The sequence below is a fragment of the Cupriavidus pauculus genome, assembly GCF_008693385.1.
GTDB classification, from domain to species: domain Bacteria; phylum Pseudomonadota; class Gammaproteobacteria; order Burkholderiales; family Burkholderiaceae; genus Cupriavidus; species Cupriavidus pauculus_D.
In genome coordinates this window covers 1,267,403-1,292,728 of record NZ_CP044065.1, presented here as the reverse complement: position 1 = coordinate 1,292,728, position 25,326 = coordinate 1,267,403, and the positions used below count along the sequence as shown (strand labels likewise).

Annotated in this window: 22 protein-coding genes; 9 read left to right on the top strand and 13 right to left on the bottom strand. The window is 67.1% G+C overall.

What is annotated here, in order from left to right:
• Positions 1-20 precede the first annotated feature (20 nt).
• Positions 21-1,694: an S-layer protein gene (locus FOB72_RS05890; protein WP_150371679.1), complete on the bottom strand. Its 1,674-nt coding sequence runs from the start codon at positions 1,692-1,694 to the stop codon at positions 21-23.
• A 248-nt stretch (positions 1,695-1,942) separates the two neighbouring features.
• Here FOB72_RS05890 and FOB72_RS05885 point away from each other — a divergent pair, with 248 nt between their 5' ends.
• From FOB72_RS05885 to FOB72_RS05875, 3 genes are all read left to right on the top strand, one after another.
• Entirely contained in the window at positions 1,943-2,350 is a 408-nt protein-coding gene (locus FOB72_RS05885; RefSeq protein ID WP_150373763.1) for a PRC-barrel domain-containing protein, read from the top strand.
• A 43-nt stretch (positions 2,351-2,393) separates the two neighbouring features.
• Positions 2,394-2,633, top strand: a complete 240-nt coding sequence (locus tag FOB72_RS05880) for a DUF2789 domain-containing protein (RefSeq protein WP_150371678.1) — start codon at positions 2,394-2,396, stop codon at positions 2,631-2,633.
• Between the two features lie 210 nt (positions 2,634-2,843).
• Entirely contained in the window at positions 2,844-3,194 is a 351-nt protein-coding gene (locus FOB72_RS05875) for a hypothetical protein (RefSeq protein WP_150371677.1), read from the top strand.
• A 103-nt stretch (positions 3,195-3,297) separates the two neighbouring features.
• On the opposite strand, the gene FOB72_RS05870 is transcribed toward FOB72_RS05875, so the two are convergent.
• From FOB72_RS05870 to FOB72_RS05845, 6 genes are all read right to left on the bottom strand, one after another.
• Positions 3,298-4,488 (bottom strand): S41 family peptidase, encoded by a 1,191-nt coding sequence (locus FOB72_RS05870; protein WP_150371676.1) that lies wholly within the window; start codon positions 4,486-4,488, stop codon positions 3,298-3,300.
• Positions 4,485-5,591 carry an energy transducer TonB gene (locus FOB72_RS05865; RefSeq protein WP_150371675.1) on the bottom strand — a complete coding sequence of 369 codons (1,107 nt, stop codon included), beginning with the start codon at positions 5,589-5,591 and terminating at the stop codon, positions 4,485-4,487. The genes FOB72_RS05870 and FOB72_RS05865 overlap by 4 nt, the downstream gene beginning before the upstream one ends.
• 125 nt (positions 5,592-5,716) lie before the next feature.
• A complete protein-coding gene (locus tag FOB72_RS05860; RefSeq protein WP_150371674.1) occupies positions 5,717-6,724 on the bottom strand; it encodes a zinc-binding alcohol dehydrogenase family protein in 1,008 nt (335 codons plus the stop codon).
• A gap of 107 nt (positions 6,725-6,831) precedes the next feature.
• A complete protein-coding gene (locus FOB72_RS05855; RefSeq protein WP_150371673.1) occupies positions 6,832-7,476 on the bottom strand; it encodes an HAD hydrolase-like protein in 645 nt (214 codons plus the stop codon).
• Positions 7,477-7,606: 130 nt separating this feature from the next.
• On the bottom strand, positions 7,607-8,575 hold the full coding sequence (locus FOB72_RS05850) for a Bug family tripartite tricarboxylate transporter substrate binding protein (RefSeq protein WP_223851431.1): 969 nt from the start codon (positions 8,573-8,575) through the stop codon (positions 7,607-7,609).
• 43 nt (positions 8,576-8,618) lie between these two features.
• Positions 8,619-9,404: an HpcH/HpaI aldolase family protein gene (locus FOB72_RS05845; protein WP_150371672.1), complete on the bottom strand. Its 786-nt coding sequence runs from the start codon at positions 9,402-9,404 to the stop codon at positions 8,619-8,621.
• Between the two features lie 114 nt (positions 9,405-9,518).
• Between FOB72_RS05845 and FOB72_RS05840 the strand changes: the two genes are divergently transcribed.
• Entirely contained in the window at positions 9,519-10,442 is a 924-nt protein-coding gene (locus tag FOB72_RS05840) for a LysR substrate-binding domain-containing protein (RefSeq protein ID WP_150371671.1), read from the top strand.
• Positions 10,443-10,448: 6 nt separating this feature from the next.
• Here FOB72_RS05840 and FOB72_RS05835 read toward each other — a convergent pair whose 3' ends face one another.
• A complete protein-coding gene (locus FOB72_RS05835) occupies positions 10,449-12,479 on the bottom strand; it encodes a S9 family peptidase (RefSeq protein ID WP_150371670.1) in 2,031 nt (676 codons plus the stop codon).
• Between the two features lie 154 nt (positions 12,480-12,633).
• Here FOB72_RS05835 and FOB72_RS05830 point away from each other — a divergent pair, with 154 nt between their 5' ends.
• Positions 12,634-13,671, top strand: a complete 1,038-nt coding sequence (locus FOB72_RS05830) for a Bug family tripartite tricarboxylate transporter substrate binding protein (protein WP_223851430.1) — start codon at positions 12,634-12,636, stop codon at positions 13,669-13,671.
• A 41-nt stretch (positions 13,672-13,712) separates the two neighbouring features.
• Here FOB72_RS05830 and FOB72_RS05825 read toward each other — a convergent pair whose 3' ends face one another.
• From FOB72_RS05825 to FOB72_RS05810, 4 genes are all read right to left on the bottom strand, one after another.
• Positions 13,713-15,884: a TonB-dependent receptor gene (locus FOB72_RS05825; RefSeq protein ID WP_223851429.1), complete on the bottom strand. Its 2,172-nt coding sequence runs from the start codon at positions 15,882-15,884 to the stop codon at positions 13,713-13,715.
• Positions 15,885-16,015: 131 nt separating this feature from the next.
• A complete protein-coding gene (locus tag FOB72_RS05820) occupies positions 16,016-16,405 on the bottom strand; it encodes a DUF3325 domain-containing protein (RefSeq protein ID WP_150371669.1) in 390 nt (129 codons plus the stop codon).
• The gene (locus tag FOB72_RS05815) at positions 16,402-18,081 is read right to left on the bottom strand and encodes a PepSY-associated TM helix domain-containing protein (protein ID WP_150371668.1); all 1,680 of its coding nucleotides are present in this window, start codon (positions 18,079-18,081) and stop codon (positions 16,402-16,404) included. The genes FOB72_RS05820 and FOB72_RS05815 overlap by 4 nt, the downstream gene beginning before the upstream one ends.
• The gene (locus FOB72_RS05810) at positions 18,078-18,380 is read right to left on the bottom strand and encodes a DUF3649 domain-containing protein (protein WP_150371667.1); all 303 of its coding nucleotides are present in this window, start codon (positions 18,378-18,380) and stop codon (positions 18,078-18,080) included. The genes FOB72_RS05815 and FOB72_RS05810 overlap by 4 nt, the downstream gene beginning before the upstream one ends.
• A gap of 234 nt (positions 18,381-18,614) precedes the next feature.
• Here FOB72_RS05810 and FOB72_RS05805 point away from each other — a divergent pair, with 234 nt between their 5' ends.
• The 4 genes from FOB72_RS05805 to FOB72_RS05790 all read left to right on the top strand — a co-directional run bounded on the left by FOB72_RS05805 (position 18,615) and on the right by FOB72_RS05790 (position 24,249).
• Positions 18,615-19,610, top strand: a complete 996-nt coding sequence (locus FOB72_RS05805; protein ID WP_223851428.1) for a Bug family tripartite tricarboxylate transporter substrate binding protein — start codon at positions 18,615-18,617, stop codon at positions 19,608-19,610.
• A gap of 69 nt (positions 19,611-19,679) precedes the next feature.
• The gene (locus FOB72_RS05800) at positions 19,680-20,066 is read left to right on the top strand and encodes a hypothetical protein (protein WP_150371666.1); all 387 of its coding nucleotides are present in this window, start codon (positions 19,680-19,682) and stop codon (positions 20,064-20,066) included.
• A gap of 3 nt (positions 20,067-20,069) precedes the next feature.
• The gene (locus FOB72_RS05795; protein ID WP_150371665.1) at positions 20,070-22,442 is read left to right on the top strand and encodes a DNA polymerase II; all 2,373 of its coding nucleotides are present in this window, start codon (positions 20,070-20,072) and stop codon (positions 22,440-22,442) included.
• A 142-nt stretch (positions 22,443-22,584) separates the two neighbouring features.
• Positions 22,585-24,249 (top strand): MBL fold metallo-hydrolase, encoded by a 1,665-nt coding sequence (locus FOB72_RS05790; RefSeq protein ID WP_150371664.1) that lies wholly within the window; start codon positions 22,585-22,587, stop codon positions 24,247-24,249.
• 128 nt (positions 24,250-24,377) lie between these two features.
• Here FOB72_RS05790 and FOB72_RS05785 read toward each other — a convergent pair whose 3' ends face one another.
• On the bottom strand, positions 24,378-25,325 hold the full coding sequence (locus FOB72_RS05785) for a D-2-hydroxyacid dehydrogenase family protein (RefSeq protein WP_150371663.1): 948 nt from the start codon (positions 25,323-25,325) through the stop codon (positions 24,378-24,380).
• Between the last annotated feature and the right edge of the window lies 1 nt (position 25,326).

The following is a 25,326-nucleotide window of genomic DNA, read 5'->3' as shown; positions in this document are numbered from 1 at the left end:
CCCATTTCATAATCGCTACATCACGACCCCACCGTCACGAAGATCGGGTTCGAGTAGAACCACAGATCGTTGTAGTTGCGCGCGTTGATCGCATTGAAGCGGGCTGTGTCCTCGGTCACGCTCGTCTGCAGGTCGGGCAGCGGATTGCCGTTCGACGTCTCGCCCGGCACGTTCATGCCGAGGTTCGTGCCGCGCAGGCGGAAGTACTGGCTCCTTGCCGCCTTGTACGTGAACGTCATCGTGTTGTAGCCGTCCGCATCGAGCTTCCAGTCGGCCGACGTGAACGTGGCGACGACCTTCGTCGAGTCGTTGGTTTCCTTGCTGTACTCGGCCGTGCCCGAGGCCGCGCGCGGGGTGACGTCGCCGGCAATCAGATCGACGTGGTTCACCGTGGGACGCACGTTGACGTTGACGCCGCTGTCTAGCGGGAACTCGAAGTTGTTGCGGTCCGGGCTCTTGAAGCGGATGGTCACGGTCACGGTCTCGCCGGCCTTGACCTTCAGTTCGCCGCCCATCTCGCTCTTGGCCGTACCGTTGCCGGCGTTGAAGTCGAGCGCGTTGATCAGGTCACCGAACACCGAGAACATCTTGCCCGAGCGCATGCCTTCGAGTACCGCCTTCACGCCCGTGTACTTGTTTTCCAGCCACACGTAGGTCTTGGCGTATTCGCCCGGGAAGTAGCCGCTGCTGTTGGCACCGATGACCTTGAAGTGGTGATCCGAGTCCGCCACGTTCCAGAAACGGCGGCCATCGCCGAGCAGTGCGTCCCAGATGCCGCCGACCTGCGCGACCACGTAGTCCACGCCGCCATAGACGCGGTTCTTGAGGTTGGCGTCGACGTACGCGGCCGTGTAGCCGCCACGGTTCGGCTCCATCTGGTTGCCGACCATGCCCTCCACGCCGAACGCGATGTTCGGCGCTGTGTCGTTGAACTCGCGGTAGTTGGCGGCGGTGTACATGCCGACGTTGCGCGACGGGTGGTTGATCAGCGCGTAGCTGGTGTCGGGGAAGTTGTCGCGCAGCCAGGCGAACGCCTTGACCGCGTCCGCGTGCGTGGTGAATGCGCGCGGGCCCTTGGCGCTCCATGCGGTGACGTCCACCGCGTTGAATTGCGCGACGTTGCGGTTCGTGAAGAAGTATTCGAACTCGTTGGCGGCCTTGGTGGCCGTGGCGAGCGGCGTGCCCGTGAAGATGCCGACGTTCACGTGGTCATGCGTCGGCATGTCCCATTCGAATGCAGAGAAGATCAGCTTGTTGGCGTAGCGGCCGCTGGCCTGCAGTTGCTTGACGGCGGGAATCTCGTAGGTGGCCATGGCCTGCGAGTACGGCAGCGGACCGCCGGCGATCGCCACGCCGTCCTGGTCGCGCGAGGACGTGCGCAGGTGGTTCGAGATCGCGGTCCAGTCCAGACCGAACTTGTCGAAGGTCTGGTCGAGCACCGTGGACAGCTTGTCCTGCGCGTCGTCGGACTCGATCGTATGCATATGCAGATCGCCCGTGGTCCAGCGGCCCGTGGCCTCGGCCGGCTTGGCGGGGTCGGCTGGCGTGGCTGGATTCGTGGGGGTGGTCGGCTGGCTGGGCGAAGACGGGCTGGCCGGCGTGGCCGGTGCATCGTCGCTGCCGCCGCAGCCATAAAAACCCAATGCCACGACCAGACCGGCCGCGACTGCGGTGATGGTTTTGCTGTAACGCATGAACTTCCCTGTTGGCGCTGATTTCTCGATGACCCTGATTGGCCGGTACACCGACTCTTGTGGGCGCCGATGATGCCGGGCGTTCATGACAGGAAAGTGATGCGCAGGTGGATTCTTGCAGGTTGCTTGCCCGCCTTCGTCTGACAAATGAATCAGAACAGGCCGGCTTTTACGGACAGGGCCATCTCGGGGAATCTAGTACAAGGCACTTTCCGAACCGCCAAACCTACAAAACTCTGGGAGTCATGATGAAACGTACGCTCGCTCTTGCCCTCGCCGCTGCTTCCATTTCGCTTGCTCCGCAGGCCTTTGCCCAGGTTGCCGGGCAAGCTTCGCTCGGGGTTTCCGTCGAAGAACTTCGAATCGTTATCCAGGGCGCGAGCGTCAAGAAGCAGATTCTCGGAAAACCCGTCTATAACGAGAACAACGACAAGGTTGGCAATGTCGTCGATCTGATCGTTGCGCCGAATCGCGCGGTGTCGTTCGCGATCATCGGCGCGGGCGGGTTCGTCGGCGTGGGACGCCACGACGTGGCCATCCCTGTGACCCAGTTCGACCTGTCGGGCGACAAGATCGTGTTGCCGGGGGCGACCAAGGAAGCGGTGAAGGCGCTGCCAGAGTTCGAGTACGCGAAGAAGGCCAAGCCGGCCAAGTAATCCTTGGCCCTGTCGAGATCATCAACCAGCGAGCCGAGGCGCCATGGAACAGCCATTTCACCCGTTCTCCCAACTGTTCGCGCAGCTCGGGCTGTCTTCTGACGAGTCCGATATCCGGGCCTTTATTGCGGAGCATTCGCCGCTGCCGGAGGACAAGCAGTTGTGGGAGGCGCCCTTCTGGACGCCGGCTCAGGCCACGCTGCTGCGCGACGAGCTCGTCGAGGATGCCGACTGGGCCGTCGTGGTCGATCAGTTGAATCTCGCGTTGCGCGCGCCGGCCTGATTCCTGGCGGCCGACGCTTTCAGACAAACACTGACGCCAAGTTAGCCACGCAGGCGGCATCGGTCATCTCGCCTGCTGCATAGACTCATGTGTTGTACGGGGGCGAGAAATATTCCCGCTCCTGTTCCCCGACGGCACCGCCGGCGCCTGTCTCACGACGCAAGCGCTGCCGGTGCCCCCCCCCCCGCGATCCGATATGGAGGAAAGAACATGAAGACGCCATTCATCTTCGCCATCGCCGTGGCAGCGCTCGCAGGCTGCGCCGCCTCACCCTACACCCCGCCGCCGACGTCGGCGACCACCGCCGTCGGTGAAAGCAAGCTCGCGCCCAAGGCCGCTGCGCAATGCATCGGACAACAGTGGGCCAACAGCAGCAACCAGACTGTCATGATGCAGTACATGCTCGCCAACGATCAGGCGTTCGACGTGTACGTGCCGGGCCAGCAGCCGCCGAATGGCTCGGCCGCGATCGTCCGCAAGTCGGCGAACGGCCCGGGATCGTGGATTGGCTTCCGCGGCAGCGATACCACGGCATCGGGCGCGATCAGCCAGTGCCAGTGATCGGGTAGCCAGGTCTGCCTGAATCAGTCTGACGGGGGACGCGCAGGCGTGTGCTGGCGTGCCAGTACCGCCGAGCCGGGAGGCGCGCGTCCCCCGATTTGCATTATTTCGCGACGAGCATTCGCCGGGCTTCCGCCACGGCCGCATCCATCTCCGATTTCTCGTCCTTCCCCCGCGTCACCACATCGGGTGACACGCCCACCTTGTCCACATTTCGCCTCGATGGCGGGTACCACTGCGCCGCCGTGAACCTGATCGCGAGGTCGGGGCCGACGCGCTGGATGGTCTGGATGGACGCGCGGCCGAAGGTCGTGTGGCCGACGATGCGGGCGCGGCGGTTGTCGCGCAGCGCGCTGGCCAGGATCTCCGCGCCGGAGGCAGTGCCCTCGTCGACGAGCACGACGATCGGCATCTCGCGGAACGCGGCGGGAAGATCCGGGATCGGACCCGTGCCGCCATAGCGCGTCACGTCGGCCAGATAGACGTTGTTGACGCTCGCCAGGCGGCCTTCCGTTTCCGCGACCATCGCGTTGGGTGGCAGGAACAGCGAGGCGACGCCCACCGAGGCTTCGAGCAGGCCGCCGGCGTTGTGGCGCAGGTCGATGACCATCGCGCGGAACGGACGGCGTTGCCACTGCGCCGACAGCGCCGTGGCGATCGTTGCGGTGGTATTGCCCGAAAAAGCCGGCACGCGTAGCACTGCGACGTCGTCACCCGCGATGGATACCTCCGCACTACGTGGCTGAATGCGGCCGCGTTCGATGCGCAGCGTGCGGACGCCTTCCACGCCGATCGACCGGATACCGACCTCCACCGTGCTGCCGAGCGGGCCGCGCAGCGCCTTGACGGCCCATGCGGTACGGGTGCCCACCGCGACGCTGTCGATGGACACGAGCACGTCCTTCGGGTGGATGCCCGCGGCCTGCGCGGGGCTTCCCGGCAGCGGCGCCACCACCATGACGACGCCGTCGCGCGCGACCATCTCCAGTCCCACGCCACCGATGGTGTTGGTCGCGGACGGCGTGGCTTCCATCTCCGAGGGGATGAGCACATCGCCGCCCTCGGGATCGATCTCGCGCACCATGCCGCGGATGGCGGCCTGCAGCAGTTCTTCCGCCGATACCGGCTTGACGTACGAGCGGCCCAGTGTGCCGACCGTATCGACGAAGGCACGCAGCGTCTCGGGTGGCAAGGGTCCGGCCTGCGTCTGTATCTGCGCGATGGCGGCAACAGGTGCGAGGGCAAATGCAAATGCAACCGGCGCGGCGCTTGCGATCAGGCGTCGGCGGGTCATTGCGGCCGGAACGACAACGAGAGCTTGGGCGGGACGCTGCCGTTATCGGCGGGCGGGAATGGCGCCGAGCGCTGCACCGCGCGCAGCACCGCGGTATCCCATGCGGTGCTGCCGCTGGCCTTCGCGAGCGTCGCGGCACGCAGCGTGCCATCGGGCGCGAGTTCCAGTTGCACGACGGCGACGGGGTTGCCCTCGAGCGGGCCATCGGCCCGTACGTTGGGCAACACGTGACGGCGAATGCGTTCGGCGTAGCTGACGGCCCCATCCGTCGCCGCCGCGCCATGGGTCAGGGCCTGCAGCCTTGCCAGCTCCGCCTTGCGTTCGCGGTTGGCGGCCGCTTGCGGGAGCAGCCCGCCAAGTTCCTGGAGCGAGACCGTCGGCGCCGTGGCCGGTGCGGGCGGTGCGGGCGGTGCTGTCGCGGGAACCGGTCGCGGACGGTGCACGACAGGCGACGATGTCGCCGCGGGTGTAGCGGACGGCGCGTCACCAGTCGCCTGCTCGAGCCGCTCCCCGCGTCCCAGCGGAACGCTCCGGCAGTCCGCGCCTTGCATCAACGCGTCGTCCTTGAGGCTGTTCGACAGGTCGATCGCAAACACGGCGCCACGTTCGGCCAGCGTAATCACGGTGCCACCACGGCCGAACTCGAAGCCGCCGCGCCAGACCGCGCGCCGCTGCGCGATATCGCGAAGCGTGGCGCTGTAATGGATAGAGACGCGATTGCCCGCGGGCATCATGACCACGCCGCCGCCCTGCGCGATAAACAGGACCGTATCGGCGTTGAACTGCGTCGCGCGGTTCGCGATCGTCCGCTCCAGATCGAGCTCGAGCCCGCTCACCTCCTCGAACGTGGTGACGATGCCGCACTGGCTGCCGATCTCGCTGAACTTCTGCTGGAACGCATCGCTGAACTCGGGACCCCACCCCATGCCCTTGCCGGCAATCACGAAGAGCCGTTTGGGCGTGCCCGTGTAGTCGGTGGCGCGATTGGTCTGCTTGACCGTTGCCGGCGCGCAGCCGGCCAGCGTTGTGACGATAAGCGCGACGGCCGCGCCGACCGTGAACCACCGGCATCGTGGTGCGCGGCTTGCCATAGGTGCTGTCATGTCTTGTTATTCTGCTGACGTTTTTTTGTGCGACGCCAGCGTAGCAGCACCCCGATCGCCCCGCAGGCCCCATCAGGGGGGATGTTGTGACAGCACAACGACGGGGTTCGCCTGTCCGCAGTGGCCTACCCTCGCTCGAGCACGATCTTGCCCACGGTCTTGTTCGCTTCGAGCGCCGCATGCGCGAGGCGCAGATTGGCCGCGGTCATCTCGCCGAAATGCAGGCCGACGGTCGTGGTCAGCACGCCTTCGTCGATCAGCGCGGCAACGCGTTCCAGGAGCCTGTGCTGTTCGGCCAGATCCGCGGCACGATACATCGATCGCGTGAACATGAACTCCCAGTGCAGCGAAATGGATTTGCGCTTGAGCGGCATGGCGTCCAGCGTCGCGGGATCGTCGATCAGCGCCAGCTGGCCCTGCGGCTTGAGGAGTTCGACGATCTGGGTGTAGTAGCTGTCCGTATGCGTCAGGCTGATGACGTGGTCCACCTGGGCGATGCCGGCTGCCGCGAGCTGCGGCTGCAGCGCAACGCTGTGGTCGATCACGTGGTGCGCGCCGCGTTCGCGCACCCATTGCTGGGTTTCCGGACGCGATGCGGTGCCGATCACCGTCAGGCCCGTGAGCTTGCGCGCCAGCTGCACGAGGATGGAGCCCACGCCGCCGCTGGCGCCGATGATCAGCAGGCTCTGCCCCTGCCCGCCGCCTTCGGGAATGCGCAGGCGATCGAACAGCAATTCCCATGCGGTGATGCCGGTCAGCGGCAGTGCCGCCGCGTCCGCGGCGGACAGCGTCCTGGGCGCGTGGCCGGCAATCCGTTCGTCCACGAGCCCGTATTCCGCGTAGCTGCCCTGCCGCGTGATATCGCCGGCGTACCACACCGCGTCGCCGACCTTGAACCACTCGACCTCGGCGCCGACGGCCTCGACGATGCCCACGGCGTCCCAGCCCAGCACGCGCGGGCCCGGGGGCTGCACGCCGAGCCGAAGCTTGCTGTCCACGGGGTTGACCGCGATTGCGTCGATCCTGACCAGCAGATCGCGCGCGCCCGGCTCCAGCCGGGGCAATTCGGCGTCGTACAACGCGCGCGGATCGTCGATGGAGAGCCCTGCCTTGTCGTAGACGACTGCTTTCATGATGTTGCCTTTCATCGCTGAGGAGATCAGGCAATATCATTGCTGCTTGGCGCGAATTCTTCGACGACGTTTACCGTCGCGTTTTCGGACACCCCCGCGTGGCTCGCTTATTTTTGGCCCGAGGTCACGGCAGACAGGGCCAGCATATCCGCCGAGCGGCGGAATACCTTGCGCGGGCTGGACGTCAGCAGCGCATCGAGGTCGGTATAGCCCCATGCCACGGCGCCGAACGATACGCCCGCGCGCGCTGCCGCGACGGCATCGCGGATCTCGTCGCCGATATAGATGATCTGGTCCCGGTCCACCTGCGTGGTCTTGACCACGCGTTTGAGGCGATGGGCCTTGCCGAACAGCGCGGCGCCGCACTCGACCGCGAGGAAGCGCGCCATCAACTGGGCGCCGAGCACCGACTGCACGTTGTCCGCGGAATTCGACGTGGTGACGGCGACGGCCACCCGCGCGTCGAGCATCTGGTGCAGGACCTCCTCGATACCGGGAAAGAGCCGGACCTCGCCGATGCGCGACTGCATGATCGCGCGGTAATCCGCCATGACCGCGGGCACCTTCCACAACGGCAGCTGCAGTTCGCGCAACACTTCCTGCGCGCTGAGCCGGCGCAGGCCCGGGCGCTCGCCCTCGGATACCTCGCGGAAGCCGTGCTTGCGCGCAAGGCCGTTCAGCACCTCGGAGAACAGCGGGTACGTATCGGCAAGCGTGCCGTCGAAGTCGAAGATCGCGAGGCGGACAGACATGCATCGCTCCTGGGCAGGGGAATGGGCAGAATCTGCCCCCAGTGTATCGCCGCCCCGGACCCTCGACAAACGCCCGCGCAAACGAGCAAACGGGGGCCCCGCAATGGTGCAGGCCCGCCGTGTCAGCCGCTTATTCCGGGACCACGCCGGCCGCCTGAATCACCTTGCCCCATTTCGTGACCTCCGCGCGCTGGAACGCCGCGAACGCATCGGTCGTCTTGCCCTCGGGCTCCACGCCCAGCGTGCGCAGCCGCTGCTGCACGGCCGGCGAGGCCACCACCGCGGCAATTTCCTTGCCCAGCTTGTCGACGATCGGCCGCGGCGTGCCCGCCGGCGCGAAAATGCCCTGCCACGACTGCATCTCGAAGCCCTTGATGCCCTGCTCCGCAAGCGGCCGCACATCGGGCAGGCTCGGCAGCACGTGCGTCGACGTCACGCCCAGCGCGCGCACGCGCTTGCCGTCGAGCATCGGCTTGGCGGCCGCCACGGTCTCGAACACGAGGTCGATCTGGCCGCCGATCAGGTCCGTCATCGCGGCCGCGCCGCCCTTGTACGAGATCTGCTGCAGCTGCGTGCCGGTAATGCTCTGGAACAGCTGACCCGACAGCTGCTGCGAACTGCCCGGCCCCGCCGTGCCGAACGTGAGGCCGCCCGGCTTGGCCTTGAGCGCGGCCACGATCTGCTCGACGGACTGGTACTTGCTGTCGTTGGCCACGACCAGCACGTTGCTGACGGTACCGACGAGGTTCACGGGCACGAAGTCCTTGACCGGGTCGTAGCCAAGCTTCTTGTAGAAGAACGGATTGACCGCATGCGTCGTGATCGTGCCGCCCATGATCGTGTAGCCATCCGGCTCCGCGCGCGCGACGGCCTGCGTGCCGAGAATGCCCGACACGCCGGGCTTGTTGTCGATGACCACGGGCTGGCCCAGTCGCTGCGACAGGCCTTCCGCGACGATGCGCGCGGTGGCATCCGAAACGCCGCCCGGCGAGAATGGGACCACATACTTGATGGGTTTCGATGGCCACTGGTCGGCCGCATGGCATGCCATGCCCGCGGCCAGCCCCGCGATCGCGAGGATGCTGCTGAGTGTCTTCACTGTCGTCTCCTGATGTTGTCTTTTTGGGGTGTGCGGGGTCGCGCTAGTACGAGAGGCTGCCTCCCGCGCGTCCGGCCGTGGCGGCCTGGCGAAACGCCGCCGTGATCAGGCTCGTGGCCACGGTCGCGAAATAGCGCGCACCCATCGCGCGATAGTGCTGTTCGTCATCGGCGGTCAGCGCAAGCACGCCCGGGCACTTGCCAGCCCGATCGACCGCGCGCAGCGCCTGCTCGATGGCGGCGGCTACCTCGGGGCGCTTCCAGTCGCTGCCGAACCCCATCGCGTGGGACAGATCGTTCGGCCCGACGAATACCGCATCGATGCCCTCGACGGCCGCGATGGCCTCGGCATTGGCGACACCCTCGGGCGACTCGATCATGGCGATCAGCGCGATGCCCTCGTTGCTGCGCTCGGTATGCGCGGCACCGGGAAACGCGCCGTAGCCGGCCGCGCGGCCGCTGAACGCGCTGCCGCGCCGGCCGATGCCCGGATACCGCACGCGCTGCACGAGTTCGCGAGCGTCGTCCGCAGTTTCCACCATCGGAATCTGCACGGCACTCGCTCCCATGTCGAGGATGCGCGCAATGTTCTCCACGAAGCAGCGCACCACGGGCACGATGCCGCTGGCCCGCGCGGCGCGTAGCATGTGCTCGGTAGTCTCTAGCCCGGCCGCGCCGTGTTCGTTGTCGATGATCACGAAGTCGAAGCCGGCATAGCCGCACATCTCGACGATCGCGGGGCTGGGGAGCGCGCTGAAGATTCCGCGCAACGGGCTACCGCCGCGCAGCATCGCCGGCAGGCGGGTATCGAGGGGGTGCTGGATGGTCATGTCTCTCTTCGTTATCTGAGCGGCTCATGGGGGGCGGCCGGTGGAGACATTCTCGCGACGGCTGGATTATATTTCCAATATTACTTTTGTATTGGATTTATACAGGCCCTGTATATGTACAGTCCGCTGGAATTCCGCGTCCTCACCTCGTTTCTGGTGCTGGCCGACGAACTGAGCTTTACCCGCGCGGCGCGCCGCCTGAACATGACGCAGCCGCCGCTGAGCCTGCAGATCAAGCAGCTGGAGGCGCAGCTCGGCACGCCGCTGTTCGAGCGCACCAAGCGCAGCGTGCGGCTGACGCCCGCCGGCGCGGTGCTGCGCGCGCAGGCCGAGAAGCTGTTCGATATCGAGCACCGCACGCGGCAACTGGTCGTGCAGGCCGGACGTGGCGACGACGTCGGCCATCTGGCGATCGGCCTGACCGCGATCTCCGCCATCGCGCTCGTGCCGAATATGCTGCGGCGCTTTACCGCGCGCATGCCGGGCGCGCTCTATTCGCTGCGGGAGGTCAGTTCGGAGGCGATGCTTGAGGCATTGCTGCGCAACGAGCTCGACGTGGCGATCCTGCGTCCGCCCATCACCGATGCGCGGCTACAGGCACGCCGGCTGATGCGCGAGACCCATGTGCTGGCCGTGCCCGAGGGGCATCGGCTCGCCACGCAGCGCAGCGTGGGCGTGCGCGACCTGCATGGCGAGAGCCTGGCCACGCTCGAACGGCGGCACGGCCAGTATGCGCACGACCTGATGCTCGGCTGGCTGGCGGAGCACAACGTGGTACCGCTGCGCATCCACGACGGCGCGCGCTATCACGCGATGATGGCGCTCGTCACGGCGGGCATCGCCATTGCCGTGATTCCCGCCTCGGCCGCCGCGCAGCCTGTGCCGGGCGTGGCGTTCCGCAGGATATCGGGCAAGGACGTGCCGGCGCTCGAACTCTGGATCGCATTCCACAAGGAGATCGGCAATCCCATGACGCTGCCGTTCGTCGAGGATGCGCTGGCGGCCGCGGCACAGTACAAGGTGCGCGCGCCCGCATAGCGCAGATCAATAACGCTCGACAGCCTCGACCACCGCGGTATTCCCCTCGATCTCGGCCGGATGCGAGGGCTCGAATCGGCCGCCGAGATGCGTGGCGAGGAAGGTCTCGATGATCGTATTGAAGCGGATCGAATTGGCGGGACGCAGGAAGCCGTGCCCCTCGTCGGGGAACACCACGTAGGTGAACGGAATGCCCTTGGCGCGCATGGCATCGATCATCTGCGTGGATTCGGCCTCCTTGACGCGCGGGTCGTTGGCGCCCTGCCCGATCAGCAGCGGCTTGGCAATGCGCGCGGCATGGGTCAGCGGCGAGCGCTCCTTCAGCAGCGCCTTGCCCGCCTCCGTGTCGGGGTTGCCCACGGCGCGGTACAGCGTCGAACGGAAGCTCTCCCAATACGGCGGAATGCTGGCCAGCAGCGTCTCCAGATTCGATGGACCGACCACGTCCACGCCGCACGCGTAGCGCTCGGCATGATGCGTCATCGCCCATAGCGTGGCGTAGCCGCCGTAGCTCCAGCCCATGACGGCCACCCGCGCCGGATCGGCAATACCCTGCGCGACCGCCCAGTCGACGGCATCGCAGAGATCATCGTCCATCTTCGCGCCCCACTCGAGGTCGGACGCGCTGAGGAAGCGCTTGCCGAACCCCGTGGAGCCGCGGAAGTTGACCGAGAGCACCGCATAGCCGCGATTGGCGAGCCACTGGTGCAGCGGGTTGAAGCCGAACGAATCGCGCGCCCAGGGGCCGCCGTGCACGAGCAGCACGGTCGGCACGGGGACACGGCTCGTCAGCGGCTTGCCGCCCTCGGCGAGACTCGCATCGGCATGAACAGGGATGGTCACGTAGGTCACGAGGTCGAGGCCATCGCGCGAACGGATCGTCGTGGACTGCATGCGCGCGAGAGAATGATCGAGCAGCGTGGGGCGCGTGACGTAAAGCCGCTCCAGCGCGCGCGTCTGCCTGTCGAACAGCCATGCGGCGCCCGGCACGCGATCCGATGCCGCGCCGACGATCCAGTAGCGGTCGTCCTCGCTGCGGCTGACCAGGCCCCACTCCCCATCCACGCCACCGAGCCTGCCATCGAGCAACGCCACGTCGGCGCGCAGGCTTTCCGCGAGCACGACCAGTTCGCGGCGCTCGTGCTCGAGGCTGTAGGCGAGCGGCTCGTAAGTGAATGCATCGAGCAGCGCGCCGCCGATATCGGCGCGCGCGTCTTCGGCGATCACGGTCGGCACGGCCGTGTCCCCGGACTCGGCCGCGAGCGGAATCGAGACGAGCGCCGCGGTGTCGCGGCCGCGGCTGTCGTAGACATAGAGCGTGCGGCCGGTGACATCGACATGCGAGGCATGCGTGGTGCGCGCATCGTCGGGCGAGACCGACAGCCACGGCTGCCAGCCCTGGCCCCCGGGGGTCGCGTCGGCGGTTGCGTCGGCGGTCGCGCGGGGTTTCAGATAGCGCGCGCCGCCGTCGTCCAGCGTTTCCACCGCGAGCAGCACGCGGAAATCGTCATCGGTCAGAAAGCCCGCGTAACCGGGATTCTCCTGCACGAGGGTGAGTTCGCCCGTGGCGATGTCCGCCAGATACAGGTCGTGGTAGCGCGGGTCGCGCTGGTTCACGCTCAGCAGCGCCTTGCCGCGCAGCGCGGGCTTGTGGCTCAGCGCCGCCACCGACGCACGCACGCCCTCGAACGGCGTGAGATCGCGCGGATTGCCGCCTTCGGGCGAGATCGCGTAGACGTGGTAGTTCTCGTCGCCGCCGACGTCCTGCACATAGAGCAGGTGCGCGCCGTCGTACGACCACCAGCTCGTATAGACGCCGCGCAGGCGGTCCCGCGTCAGGACCTTTGCCTGCGCGGGATTGTCGCGCGGCGCGACCCACAGGTTCATGACGCCCCCATCGGGCGCGCTCCATGACAGATAGCGGCCATCGGGACTGATACGCGCGCCGGCGCGCACGGGATTGCCGAACAGTTCGACGCGCGGGATCAGCGGCGTATCGGATAGCGAATCGGAGAGCGAGGTAGGTGCGTTGGGCATGCGGAACCGGTGTAGGCGATGTTGGCAAGGAGCAAGCTGCAAGAGTACTCCAGCCCCGGTCCCTGCGTTCGACGCTCGCCATGTTGTCATAAAAACGTCACAATACCCGCAACCCTCGCCGCAGAGCGAGACGACACTCAGAGGAGCACACACCATGACGCCTTCCCGCGCCAGCCAGCCTTCCCATCGCCGCCATCGCACGATCCGCCGCCAGCTTTTCGCTACCCTGCCCGCGCTCGCCCTCGGCACGCTCGCGGTGCTGGGTACGTTCCTGCCCGCCACGGCGCAGGCCGCCTACCCCGACAAGCCCATCCGCATGGTCGTGGGCTTTCCGCCCGGCGGCCCCGTCGATACCCACGCGCGCATCCTCGCGGAGAAGCTTCAGCCGATTCTCGGCCAGACCGTCGTGCTCGACTACAAGGCCGGCGCTGCCGGCAATATCGGTTCGGACAACGTTGCCAAGTCGCCCGCGGATGGCTACACGCTGCTGATCGCGAACACCGGGCAGATGTCGATCAACAACTCGCTGTACCCCAAGCTGCCGTACGGCATGCCGAAGGACTTCGCGCCGGTGGCCCGTACCGCGCTGATTCCGCTGGTCATGGTGGTCAACAACAACGTTCCGGCGAAGAACCTCAAGGAGTTCATCGCGTACGCGAAGGCCAATCCGGGCAAGCTGAACTTTGCGTCGGGCGGCAATGGCGGCATTTCGCATCTGATGCCCGAGATGTTCAAACAGGCGTCGGGCACGTTCATCGTGCATATCCCGTACAAGGGCAGCGCGCCCGCGCTGACGGACGTCATGGGCGGGCAGGCGCAGATGATGGCCGACTCCATTCCGCTGTTCACGCAGTTCATCAAGTCCGGCAAGGTCCGCGCGCTGGCCGTGACCTCGCACGCGCGCTCGCCCGCGCTGCCGGACGTCCCGACCATGGAAGAGGCGGGGCTCAAGGGCTTCGAGGTCGTCGGCTTCTACGGCGTGCTCGCGCCGGCCGGCACGCCGAAGGACATCGTGGACAAGCTGTCGGGGGCGCTGCGCACGGTGCTGGCCGACCCCGATACCAAGGCCAAGTTCGAGCAGCAAGGCGCAGAGCCGGCGTGGCAGGGACCGGAGGCGTTTACCGCGACGATCCTCAGCGAGCAGAAGCGCTGGGGCCAGACCATCAAGCAGTCCGGCGCGAAGATCGACTGATCGCGGCGCCCGCCGTTTCGCGACGATTACGTCTGGGCCGATCAGTAATCGACGGTCATCGATACCTTGAACGTCCGTGGATTGCCGATCGTCAGCACGTTGTTCGACGTGGAGACAGCGGCCCAGTAGTCCTTGTTCGCGACATTCTCGACGAACGCGCGCACCGTGTAACGGACCTGCGACGCCTTGAACGTATAACGCGCGCCAAGGTCGATGCGGTGCCACGACGGCAGCGAGATCGTGTTCTGCGGATTCGCGTTCTGGCGGCCCGTCTGGATAAAGCGGCCCGTCACGGTCGAACCCTGCAGGAACGGCAGATCGTATTCCGCGCTCGCCGTGGCCGTGTAGTTCGGCACGCCCACGCCCTTCTTCCCTTCGGTCGCCGGATTGCCGGTGTTCTGGTATTCCGAATCGATGACCGACACCCCGCCCAGCAGCCGCAGGCCGCGCAGCGGTTCGCCGAAGATGCTCCATTCCACGCCGCGGTTACGCAGGTCCTGCAGGCCGAACACGTTGGTCGCCGTGGACGTGGTGCCGATCGGCTGCTCGATCTGGAAGAAGGCCAGCGTCGTGCCGAAGCTGCCCGCATCGTACTTCACGCCCGCCTCGTGCTGCTTCGACTTGGCCGGCGGGAACACTTCGCCACGGTTGACCGCGGTGTTGCCGGCGGTCGGACCCTGCGCAAGGCCTTGGATGTAGTTGTAGTACACGGACAGGTTCTGCAGCGGCTTGACCACGAGGCCGAACATCGGCGACGTGGCCGACTCGCTGTACGCCGTGGTCTGCGAACCGGTCGCCGTCGCGTAGCCGCGCACGTTGATCACCTGCTGGCGCACGCCGGCCGTCAGCAGCACGCGGTCGTTCAGGAAGCCCAGCGTATCGGACACCGAGACGCCGTTGAGGTTGACCCGTTGCGTGGTGAACGGATCGTTCATGTTGCCCGTGGTGGGCGCGGCCGGATAGGCGACCGTCGGCGCGTTGTAGAGGTTGGTCGCGAAGCTGGGGGAGCTCTGGAACGCCGTGCCCCGGCGTTGCTCCAGGCCCGACCAGCTCGCGTTGACCGTATGACTGACCGGACCCGTGACGAACCTGCCGCGCACGCCGAACTCGCCGCTGTAGGTGGTCTGTTCGAACGGCACGGTCAGGCGGGTCGCGGTACCGAAGCCCGTGTTGCCCACCGTGGCGCCGCTGTACGAGCCGAACTCGTTGGTCTGGTGCGCGCCGAACGCGGCGTACGCGGTCCAGTTCTTCGCGATGTCGTACTCGGCGCGAATCGTGCCGTAGATATCCTCGAGCGAGGAATTGGTCCACGGCTGCGCGAAGTTGGTGGAAGCGTTGGGCACCGGCGGCAGCGCCGTGCCGTTCAGCGTGATGGTGCTGCGGCCCTGATAGATGCGCTGCTTCTGGTAGCCGAAGTCCGCGTTCACGCGGAACTTGTCGCCCTGGTAATCCATGCCCAGCGTGAACAGGCGCTGCTGACGGCTTTCGTTGTCGATCGCCGTATCGCCGCCGCGCGCCATCGCGTTGACGCGCACGCCGAATTCCTTCTTCTCGCCGAAACGGCGGCCCACGTCGATATGGGCACCGGCCTGGCCGTCGCTCGTGTAGTCGATCGTGCCTTGCGTGATCGGCGCGGCCGTCGCGTACTTCGGCACGAGGTTGATCGAGCCGCCCACGCTGCTGCCGCCCGGCGACACGCCGTTCAGGAATGCATTGGCGCCACGGAACACTTCCACGCGCTCCAGGCCTTCGGTCGAGGCCAGCTGGCGCGGCGCAATGCCGTAGAGGCCGTTGTAGCTGATGTCATCGGAAGTCAACGTGAAACCGCGCACGATGAACGTTTCCGAGAAGTTGCCGAAGCCCGAGCTCACGCGAATGGCGGGATCGTCGGCCAGCACCTGGCCCACGGTGCGGGCCTGCTGGTTCTGCATCTGCTCCGCCGTGTACGACGTGATGCTGAACGGCACGTCCATGAAGTCCTGGTTGCCCAGCACCCCGATGCGGGCACCGCGCGCGACCTGGCCGCCGGCATAGGCGGGCGGCAGCGCATCGGTGCCGGCGTCGGCGCGCACCGTCACCGCGGGTAGCGTGGCTTCCTGCGCGAATGCGAGGGTGGGCAGCGTGCCAGCCGCCGCAAGCGCGGCAACGAGGCAGCACAGACGCGGACGCGCCGGCAGACGCGTCGCGGAAGACGATGGGTTGGTGTAAGACAAGGTGTTGCTCCCGGTATCTGATGTCTTTGTTTCTGGATAAAGCAGGCCGAGCGCGTCCCCCTTCGCAAGGCGGCGAAGGACGTCGTCGACGGTGTGAACTGGCTCCGCGTCTTGGGCGGAGCATCATGGGATTACGTACGCATGAGGACTTCGGCGCTCAGGGCACCGATTGCCGCGAGCACGGCGAGGCCGACCGCGGCAAGCGCGATGCGGCGGACAACGCGGGGGGCGCAGGCGAACGTGGCCACCGCTACCCACGCGCAGATCGAGAGGACGCCGATCCAGTACACGAAGCCGAACGCCCAGCCCTGTGCCATCACGCAGGCGGCAAGAGCCAGCGCGAGCGCGAGGAAGCCCAGCAGCCGCAACCGCACGACCTGATCGCGCGCGGGTTCGGTGCCCCGGCCGTGGATATCGGCATGATGGCGGCCGATGGTCAGGCCGAGCCACGAGAAACCGCCGAGGGCGAAGCCCAGGCTGGCGAGTGTGGCGGCGGTGGCAGCGAGGACGCCGGCGTTCATCGCAGGTCTCCGGCCATCTCGCGCGCCGGCGCGGTACTGGCCACCGCGGACGCAGCGGGCTTCTTCCCCGCTTGCTTCTCCGCTATCTGCTTGTCCGTAATCTGCTTGCCTGCGGCCTTCTTCCGTCCCACGAGCCAGGCCGCAAGCCCAAAGCCCGCGCCGAGCAGGAACACGACGGCGTCGAAGGCAAGAACCGGCAGCGGCAGCTCGCCGAGCGAGGCGGGCGTGGTCAGCATGTCGAGCACCGGCAGCAACGCGAACATCGCGGCGGCGGCCGACAGCAGCACGCGCCACGTGCCACGCGTCGGCCGGATCTGGCCGATCAGTGCCACCGCGGCCCAGGCGATAAAGAACGCGCGGGCTTCCATGTCGGGCCGCTGCGCAAGCTCGGCCGGCAGCAGCCGGTTGGCCCAGAAGTACGCCGCCATCGCGATGGGCACACCGGCAATCGCGCCGATGTTCAGCGCTTCCACGAGGCGCAGGCCGAACGGCGTCCGCCCCGTCTGCGCAATGCGCCTGGCATGATGCTGGCGCGTCTTCACGGCCCACAGCAGCGCGCCCGTCGCCACCATCAGGCAACCGGCCAGGCCAGAGACGAAGAACAGCCAGCGCATGGCGTACGGCGCAAAGTTCGCGATATGCAGGCCCACCATCACGCCGCGCGTCTGGTTGGCGGCCCTGGGGTCGTCATTGAGCACGCCCACCTGCTTGCCGGTGGTTCCGTCGAAGACCACGGTCGGGGCCTGCGAATTCATATTGCGGCCCGCGTCGCGGACCACCGCCACCTTCGCGCTTGCGTCGTTGGGACGCTCGATCGAGATCCGCGTGGGCGTCGTGCCGTCCCAGTGCGCCATTGCCTGCCGGATCATCGGTCCCACCGGGGCCAGCGGCGCCTCGATGCCCGAGGCCTTGACCTGCCGGTCGCGAAAGCCGAGGTCGGTGAAGAAGGTCTTCTCGTCGCCCGGGTAAGCGGCCTGGATGCCGAACGGCATATACATGAACAGCAACGTGACGATGCCCGTGTAGGTAATCATCAGGTGGAACGGCAGCGCGAGCACCGCGGCCACGTTATGGCCATCCAGCCACGAGCGCTGGCCCTTGCGTGCCCGGAACGTGAAGAAGTCCGCGAAGATGCGGCGATGCGTGATGATGCCGCTGATGATCGCGACGAGCATGAACATCGTGCAGACGCCGACGATCCAGCGCGCCCATTGCACGGGCATGTAGTGCAGATCGAAGTGCAGGCGGTACAGGAACTCGCCGCCACGCGTCTCCCGCGCGCTGGCGAGGGGCTCGCCCGTGGCCGCATCGAGGTTGCGGCGCTCCAGGCGGTCACGCGCGGGCGTGGCCTTCTCGCCTTCCTTCGGCTTGCGCGTCCAGAACATCGAGAGAATGGGACGGCGGTCCGTCGGCAGCTGGATAAACCAGCGCTCGGCGTCGGGGGCGTTCTTCTTCAGATAGGCCACCGCGTTGTCGGCGGCCTGCTCGACGGGCACCGGCGCGGCCAGCTTCGCGTGCCAGTCCGGTCGCATCCAGACCGTGATCTCTTCCTTGAAGTAGGCGGCGGTACCGCAGCAGTAGACGAGGAACAGCACCCAGCAGACGAGGAGGCCCGACCACGTGTGCAGCCAGGACATCGACTGGCGGAGGCCCAGCGGTTTTCCGAGTTCGGTCATGCCTGCCCTCCCATCGCCCACCAGCCCAGCGCGAAGATCGCGCACGGTATCGCGAGGCCCACCCACGCGCGCCATGCATTGCGCGTGGCGAACACCCAGATCACGGCGAGCACGTACCAGACGAACGCGAGCAGCGTGGCGGTGACCACGGCCTCCGACCGCGGCATGCCGGTCCAGCGGATCAGCACCAGGGAGAGACAGCCGGCGGACAGGGCCGCCAGTCCATAACCGCCGAAAATGGCGGCTAGCGCGCGCGACGCCACCGCGAGGCGGTAGCGGACCGTGAGGGCCTGGGTCATGCTGAAGCGTCACCTGACGTCTAATTGCAAACGCATATGATAATGGTTCGCATCACCATTGTCGTCAGTTGTCTTATGTCAATAAGGGATACGAATAGAGACATTTGCAGACATGTAGCGAAAACGCTAAATGCTCTTGCGGGTTTTGCGCAGGTGACGTCCCTTGGCACGCGCGTAGAATGGTGTGGCCTCAATCCCTATTACAACGATCCCGAGATCGATGGAGACGCAGTAATGAAAGTCATGACTCGACGCGGTGCGACCGCGCTACTCGCGATGGGCGCCATCGCCGCGACCGCCGCACTGGTGGCCTCCCCCGCCGCGCAGGCACAGGAAGCATGGCCCAGCAAGCCGATCGTGCTGGTTTCGCCGTATGCGCCGGGCGGCACGACCGACGTGCTCGCGCGCCTGCTGTCCACGCGCCTCGGCGAAAAGCTCGGCCAGCCCGTGGTCGTCGAGAACCGCGCCGGCGCGGGCGGCAATATCGGTACCGCCTACGTCGGCAAGTCCAAGCCTGACGGCTATACCTTCCTGCTCGCGGCCAGCGGCCCGATCGTGATCGCCGGCGCGCTCTATCCCAAGCTCAACTACCGTCCCGACGCGGACTTCACGGCCGTATCCCCGCTCGCGCGCACGAGCTTCGTCGTGGCCGTCAACGCCAAGTCGGGCCTGACCTCGCTGAACGACATCATCGCCAAGGGCAAGGAAGGCAAGCTCGCCTTCGGCTCGGCGGGCTCCGGCACGCCGCAGCACATCATCGGCGAGATGTTCAACGTGGCGGCCAAGACCAAGATCCAGCACATCCCGTACAAGGGGTCGGGCCCGCTGCTGAACGACCTCGTCGGTGGCCAGGTGCCGCTCGCGTTCGAAAACCCGCTGCCGATCATGCAGCAGGTGAAGGCCGGCAACCTCAAGGTGCTGGCCGTCACCGGCGCGCAACGCTCGCAGGCGCTGCCTGACGTGCCGACGCTCGCGGAAAGCGGCATCAAGGGCTTCGACGCCCAGCCGTGGTACGGTCTGCTCGGCCCGGCCGGCCTGCCCCAGGCGATTACCGACCGCATGAATACCGAGGTACAGGCCATCCTCGCCTCGCCCGACGTCAAGGCCCAGCTGGCCGGCCTCGGCGTGGAACCGATGGTCATGAAGCCGCAGCAGTTCCAGCAGTTCATCGCCACCGACATCACCAAGTGGGGCGCCGCGGTAAAGGCATCGGGCGCGACGGTGGATTGAGGGGTATCCTCTCGGTCTTTCCCGTTTGCGTTTGACTAACCGCCGGGAGCCTCGCTCCCGGCCGTCTATATGCCTGCCCTGCTCGATTACCCTGCCCTGCTCGCGCTTGCCCGCGCATCCGATGCCGTGACCGCCGACTGCGCGTGCGCGAAGTCGCTCACCGCGGCGTGGGAGAGCCAGCCCGTCTCGTTTCCCGACGAACAGCTGAAGGAAGCCGGCACGTTGCGCGAGTCCGACGACGAGCCGACGTTCGACGAATATCACCCCGAGCGCACGCAGTTCTGGTCGCCCGAGGCACCCATCGCGCCGCGTTACTACCCGTATAACCGTTGCGATGTGTGGGGCTGCACGATTTGCGGCCGGCATTTCCTGCGCTATGTCGAGGGTGGCGGCTATTTTGTCGATCGCCGGATTCGCCGGCTGTCCGCCGCGCTGCTCGTGGACGCACCGCGCTGACGTTTGGCTGCTCGGCAGGGCTTCATCCTTACCCGGCACTGGCGCGATACCGCGGCAGGCACCGAGGTCGAGTTCTGGCTGGCCACCGATGACGGGCCGCGCCTCGTGCGCCTGCCCGTCCAGACCTCCACCGCCTTTATTCCCGAGGCCCAGCGCGCGCTCGCCGAGCCCGTGTTGCGCGACGAGCGCGGCGTGGAACTGCGGCCGCTGCAATTGCGCGACTTCGAGCGGCAGCCCGTGCTTGGGCTGTATGTCCAGCAGCACCGGCAACTGATCAAGCTGGAGAAGCGCCTGCTGCAGGCCGGCGTCGATGTCTACGAGGCCGATATCCGGCCGCCCGAACGCTACCTGATGGAGCGCTTTATCACCGCGCCGGTGTGGTTCGATGGCCGGCCCGGTGCCGATGGCGTGGTGCGCGACGCGCATCTGAAGCCCGCGCCCGACTACCGCCCGCCGTTGCGGCTGGTATCGCTCGATATCGAAACCACGTCGTTCGGGGAGCTGTACTCGATCGCGCTCGAAGGCTGCGGGCAGCGGCAGGTTTACGTGCTGGGCCCGCCAAATGGCACCCCCGACCCCGATGCGGACTTCGCGCTCGAGTATTGCGACTCGCGCGCGGCGCTGCTCGAAGCGCTGAACCAGTGGATCGCGCGGCATGATCCCGACGCGATCATCGGCTGGAACCTCGTGCAGTTCGACCTGCGCGTACTCCAGGAACATGCGCGCAAGCTCGATGTGCCGCTGCGGCTCGGCCGCGGCGGTGCCGAGATGGAATGGCGCGAGCATGGCAATCGCGAGCAACATTACTTCGCCGCGGCCGCGGGCCGGCTCATCATCGATGGCATCGAGGCGCTGCGCTCCGCCACATGGAGCTTTCCGTCGTTCGCGCTCGAGGCCGTCGCGCAGACGCTGCTCGGCGAAGGCAAGGCCATCGGCACGCCATACGACCGCATGGACGAGATCGACCGCATGTTCGCGGAAGACAAGCCCGCCCTCGCCCGCTACAACCTGCAGGACTGCGTGCTCGTCACGCGTATCTTCGAGAAGACCGAACTGCTGCGCTTTCTGCTCGAACGCGCGAGCGTGACGGGCCTGCCCGCCGACCGCAGCGGCGGTTCGGTGGCCGCGTTCACGCATCTGTACATGCCGCTGATGCACCGGCAGGGCTATGTGGCGCCGAATCTCGGCGCGCGCGAGCCCGAAGCCAGTCCGGGCGGCTTCGTGATGGACTCGCGCCCGGGGCTCTACGAGTCCGTGCTCGTGCTCGACTACAAGAGCCTGTATCCGTCGATCATCCGCACGTTTCTGATCGATCCGATCGGGCTCGTCGAAGGCATGGCCGACCCCGACCCCAGGAACGCGATTCCCGGCTATCGCGGCGCGTTCTTCTCGCGCGGCACGCATTGCCTGCCCGCGATCGTCGAGCGCGTGTGGCAGGGCCGCGAGGCCGCCAAGCGCGAGGGCAACAAGCCGCTGTCGCAGGCGCTCAAGATCATCATGAACGCGTTCTACGGCGTGCTGGGATCGAGCGGCTGCCGCTTCTTCGATCCGCGGCTCGCGTCGTCCATCACGCTGCGCGGGCACGAGATCATGCGGCAGACGCGCGCGCTGATCGAGGCGCGGGGTTACGACGTGATCTACGGCGACACCGACTCGACGTTCGTATGGCTGCGGCGCGCCCATGACGAGGCCGAAGCCGGTGCCATCGGCAAGGCGCTGGTCGCGCACGTCAACCAGTGGTGGCGCGACCATCTGCAACGCACGTTCGGCATCGCCAGCGCGCTCGAGCTCCAGTTCGAAACGCACTTTCAGCGCTTTCTCATGCCGACGATCCGCGGGACCGACCTCGGCAGCAAGAAGCGTTATGCCGGTCAGGTGCGCCGCGCCGACGGGACGACCGACATCGTCTTCAAGGGACTGGAGACCGTCCGCACCGACTGGTCGCCGCTGGCCCAGCAGTTCCAGCAGACGCTGTACCAGCGGATCTTCGATCGCGAGCCCTATCAGGAGTATGTGCGCGACATCGTGCGGCGCACGCTCGCGGGGGAGCTCGATGACCAGCTCGTGTACCGCAAGCGGTTACGGCGGCAGCTGGACGACTACCAGCGCAATGTGCCGCCGCACGTGCGCGCGGCGCGCATGGCCGACGAATACAACGAGAGCCAGGGACGCCCGCGCCAGTACCAGCATGGCGGGTGGATCAGCTATGTGATGACCGTGGCCGGGCCGGAGCCGATGGAAGCGCGCCGCTCCCCGATCGACTACGCGCATTACGTCGAGAAGCAGCTGCAGCCCGTGGCCGATGCCATCCTGCCGTTTCTCGGCGACGACTTCGATACGCTGCTGACCGGGCAGCGCGATCTGTTCGGGGGCTGAAGCCATGCTGCACTGCTAGGTTCGGGCGGCGCGGCAAACCGGTACACTGCCAGCTATCTCCGCCAGCCGCGCCCTCCCCATGCCTCCCTCGCCGTCCCCCGCAGCGTCTGCCTCCCCTGCCTCCCCTGCCTCACCCAAGGCCATGCGCAAGGCAGCCAGCGTGCTCGTGCTGCGCGACGGCCCCCGCGGCATGGAAGTGCTGCTGATGCAGCGCCCCGAACGCAGCGACGATCGCAGCAGCGGCGCGTGGGTGTTTCCGGGCGGCACGCTCGACCCGCAGGACGCCGCGCTCCACCCGCTCTGCGTGGGCCTCGACGCGGACGGTGCCAATGCACGGCTCGAGGTGGAGGACGGCGGTCTCGACTATTACCTGTGCGCGATTCGCGAGGCATTCGAGGAAGCGGGCCTGCTGTTCGCGCACGATGCGTCGGCACCGGCCGGCACGGCGCCGCTGATCAAGCTCGATGCGCTGGAGACCGCCACGCTCGACGCGCTGCGCGACGCGGCGCGCTACGGTGGCAAGGGCCTGACCCATGTCTGCGAGACGCTGAACCTGCGCATCGCCGTGGACCGGCTGGTCTACGTCAGCCACTGGCTGACGCCGCCGGGGCTGCCCAAGCGCTTCGATACGCGATTCTTTCTCGCGCACGTGCCGCCGGGGCAGACCGCGACGCACGATGGCGTGGAGGCCGTCGATCATCGCTGGATCCGTCCCGCCGAGGCGCTCGACGCATCCAGCGGCATGTCGTTCGTCAACGTCACGCGCAAGATGCTCCAGTCGATCTCGCATTTCCGCGGCGCGGAGGCGTGCATTGCCTATGCGCGCGAGCAGCGCAGCATCGTGCGGATCATGCCGCGGCTTGCCAACGGGCCCAAGGGTGTGCGGCCCGTGATGCCCGAGGAAGCCCCGTATGCCGAGATCGGACGCATCGATCCCGATGGCGCGGTGAGCGGGCGTTATGCGCTGGAGCCCGACGTGCCCGTCAGGCTGTCCGATCGCGTGATGCGCGTGACGGCCAACAATGGCAACGTGATGACCGGCCCGGGCACCAATACGTATCTGCTCGCGGGCGCGGATGGCCAATGGGCCGTGCTCGATCCGGGCCCCGACGATGCCGCGCACGTCGACGCCATTCTTGCCGCCGCGCCGGGTCCCATTCGCTGGATCCTCGTCACGCACACGCACCTCGACCATTCGCCGGCCACCGTGCGGCTGCGCGCGGCGACGGGCGCCACGGTGCTGGGGCGCACCACGCCCGTGCAGGACCGCCAGGACCCGACGTTCGCGCCCGATCGCACGCCGGACCATGGCGAACGCATCGAACTCGGGCCGGACGTGACGCTGCGCGTGGTCCATACGCCCGGGCATGCGTCGAACCATCTTTGCTATCTGCTCGAACAGGAGAAGCTGCTGTTCACGGGCGACCACGTGATGCAGGGCTCGACCGTGGTCATCAATCCGCCCGATGGCGATATGCATGCCTACCTCGGCAGCCTGCATGCGCTGCTGGACGAAGACCTCGAATGGATCGCGCCCGGTCATGGCTTCCTGATGCCAAAGCCGCACGATGCGATTCGTCTGCTGATCCGGCATCGGCAACAGCGGGAGGCCAAGGTCGTGAATGCGCTGCGCGCGCTGGGGCCAGCGGATATTTCCACGGTGCTGGCCAGCGTCTATGACGACGTGCCGGAGCGTATGCATCCGGTGGCGCAGCGGTCGCTGCTTGCGCATTTGCGGAAGCTTGTTGTGGATGGGGTGGCCGTGGAGAACGGGGCATTGTGGGGATTGGCGGCGCCCGCGGCCTGATGGGCGGGCACCGCGTCGCATGCCAACGGGTTGCTCCCCTCTCCCCGGCGGGGAGAGGGGTTGGGGGAGAGGGGCCGGGGGAGAGGGCCAACGGAGGGCCCTGAGCGCTGCAGGCACTGTTTCCGCGCTTAACGCAGCCACCCCTCCAACGCCCCCACCACCCCCTTCGCAAACATCGCAAACACAGGCTCGCTCACAAATCCTATATGCGGCGTGACGAGCAAATCGGGCCGCTGCCGTAGCGGGTCCGCCGCCGGCACCGGTTCCACATCGAACACGTCGAGCGCGGCCAGCCCCGGGCGGCCGCGGTCCAGCGCCTGCGGCAGCGCGGCCATGTCGATCAGCGCCGAACGCGACGTGTTGACGAGGATCGCATCGGGTCGCATCAACGCCAGCCGCTCGGCATTCATGAGCCCGGCCGTGGCCGCCGTCGGCACCAGATGCAGGCTGACCACGCGCGACGTCGACAGCAACGCCTCCAGGCTGACGGCCGTCACGCCCTCTTCCGCCGCGCGCTCCGGCGTCATGCGCGGGCTCCACGTCACCACCTCCATGCCGAACGCCTTGCCCACCCGCGCGACACGCTTGCCGATCTCGCCAAGGCCGATCAGCCCCAGCCGCTCGCCATGGAGCACGCCGGGCAGCGGCAGGCTCTGCGCGGGCCGCCAGCCGCCGTTGCGCATCGTCGCCACCTGCGCCTCCAGCTGACGCGCGGCGGCAAGGATCAGCGTCCACGTCATCTCGCACGTGCTTTCCTTCGACGGGCCCCACTCCGTATTGGCTACCGGAATATCGCGCGCCTTGAGCGCCTCGAGGTCGAGCGTGGTATTGCGCGTCCCGGTAAACACGACGAATCGCAGCTTGTCCGCCAAGGCAAGCGTGGCCGCATCGAGCGGCGTGCGGTCGCGCACGAGCACCAGTACCTCGGCCTCGCGCAGGACCGCCGCCAAAGCCTCGCCGCGCACAGGCGCGTGGTGGAAGACCACGTCGGCGCGTGCCTCGATCGCCGACCAGTCCGCCAGCCGCGCGAGCGCGCGTTCGTAATCGCCCAGAACGACGATTCTCGGCCCGGTCATC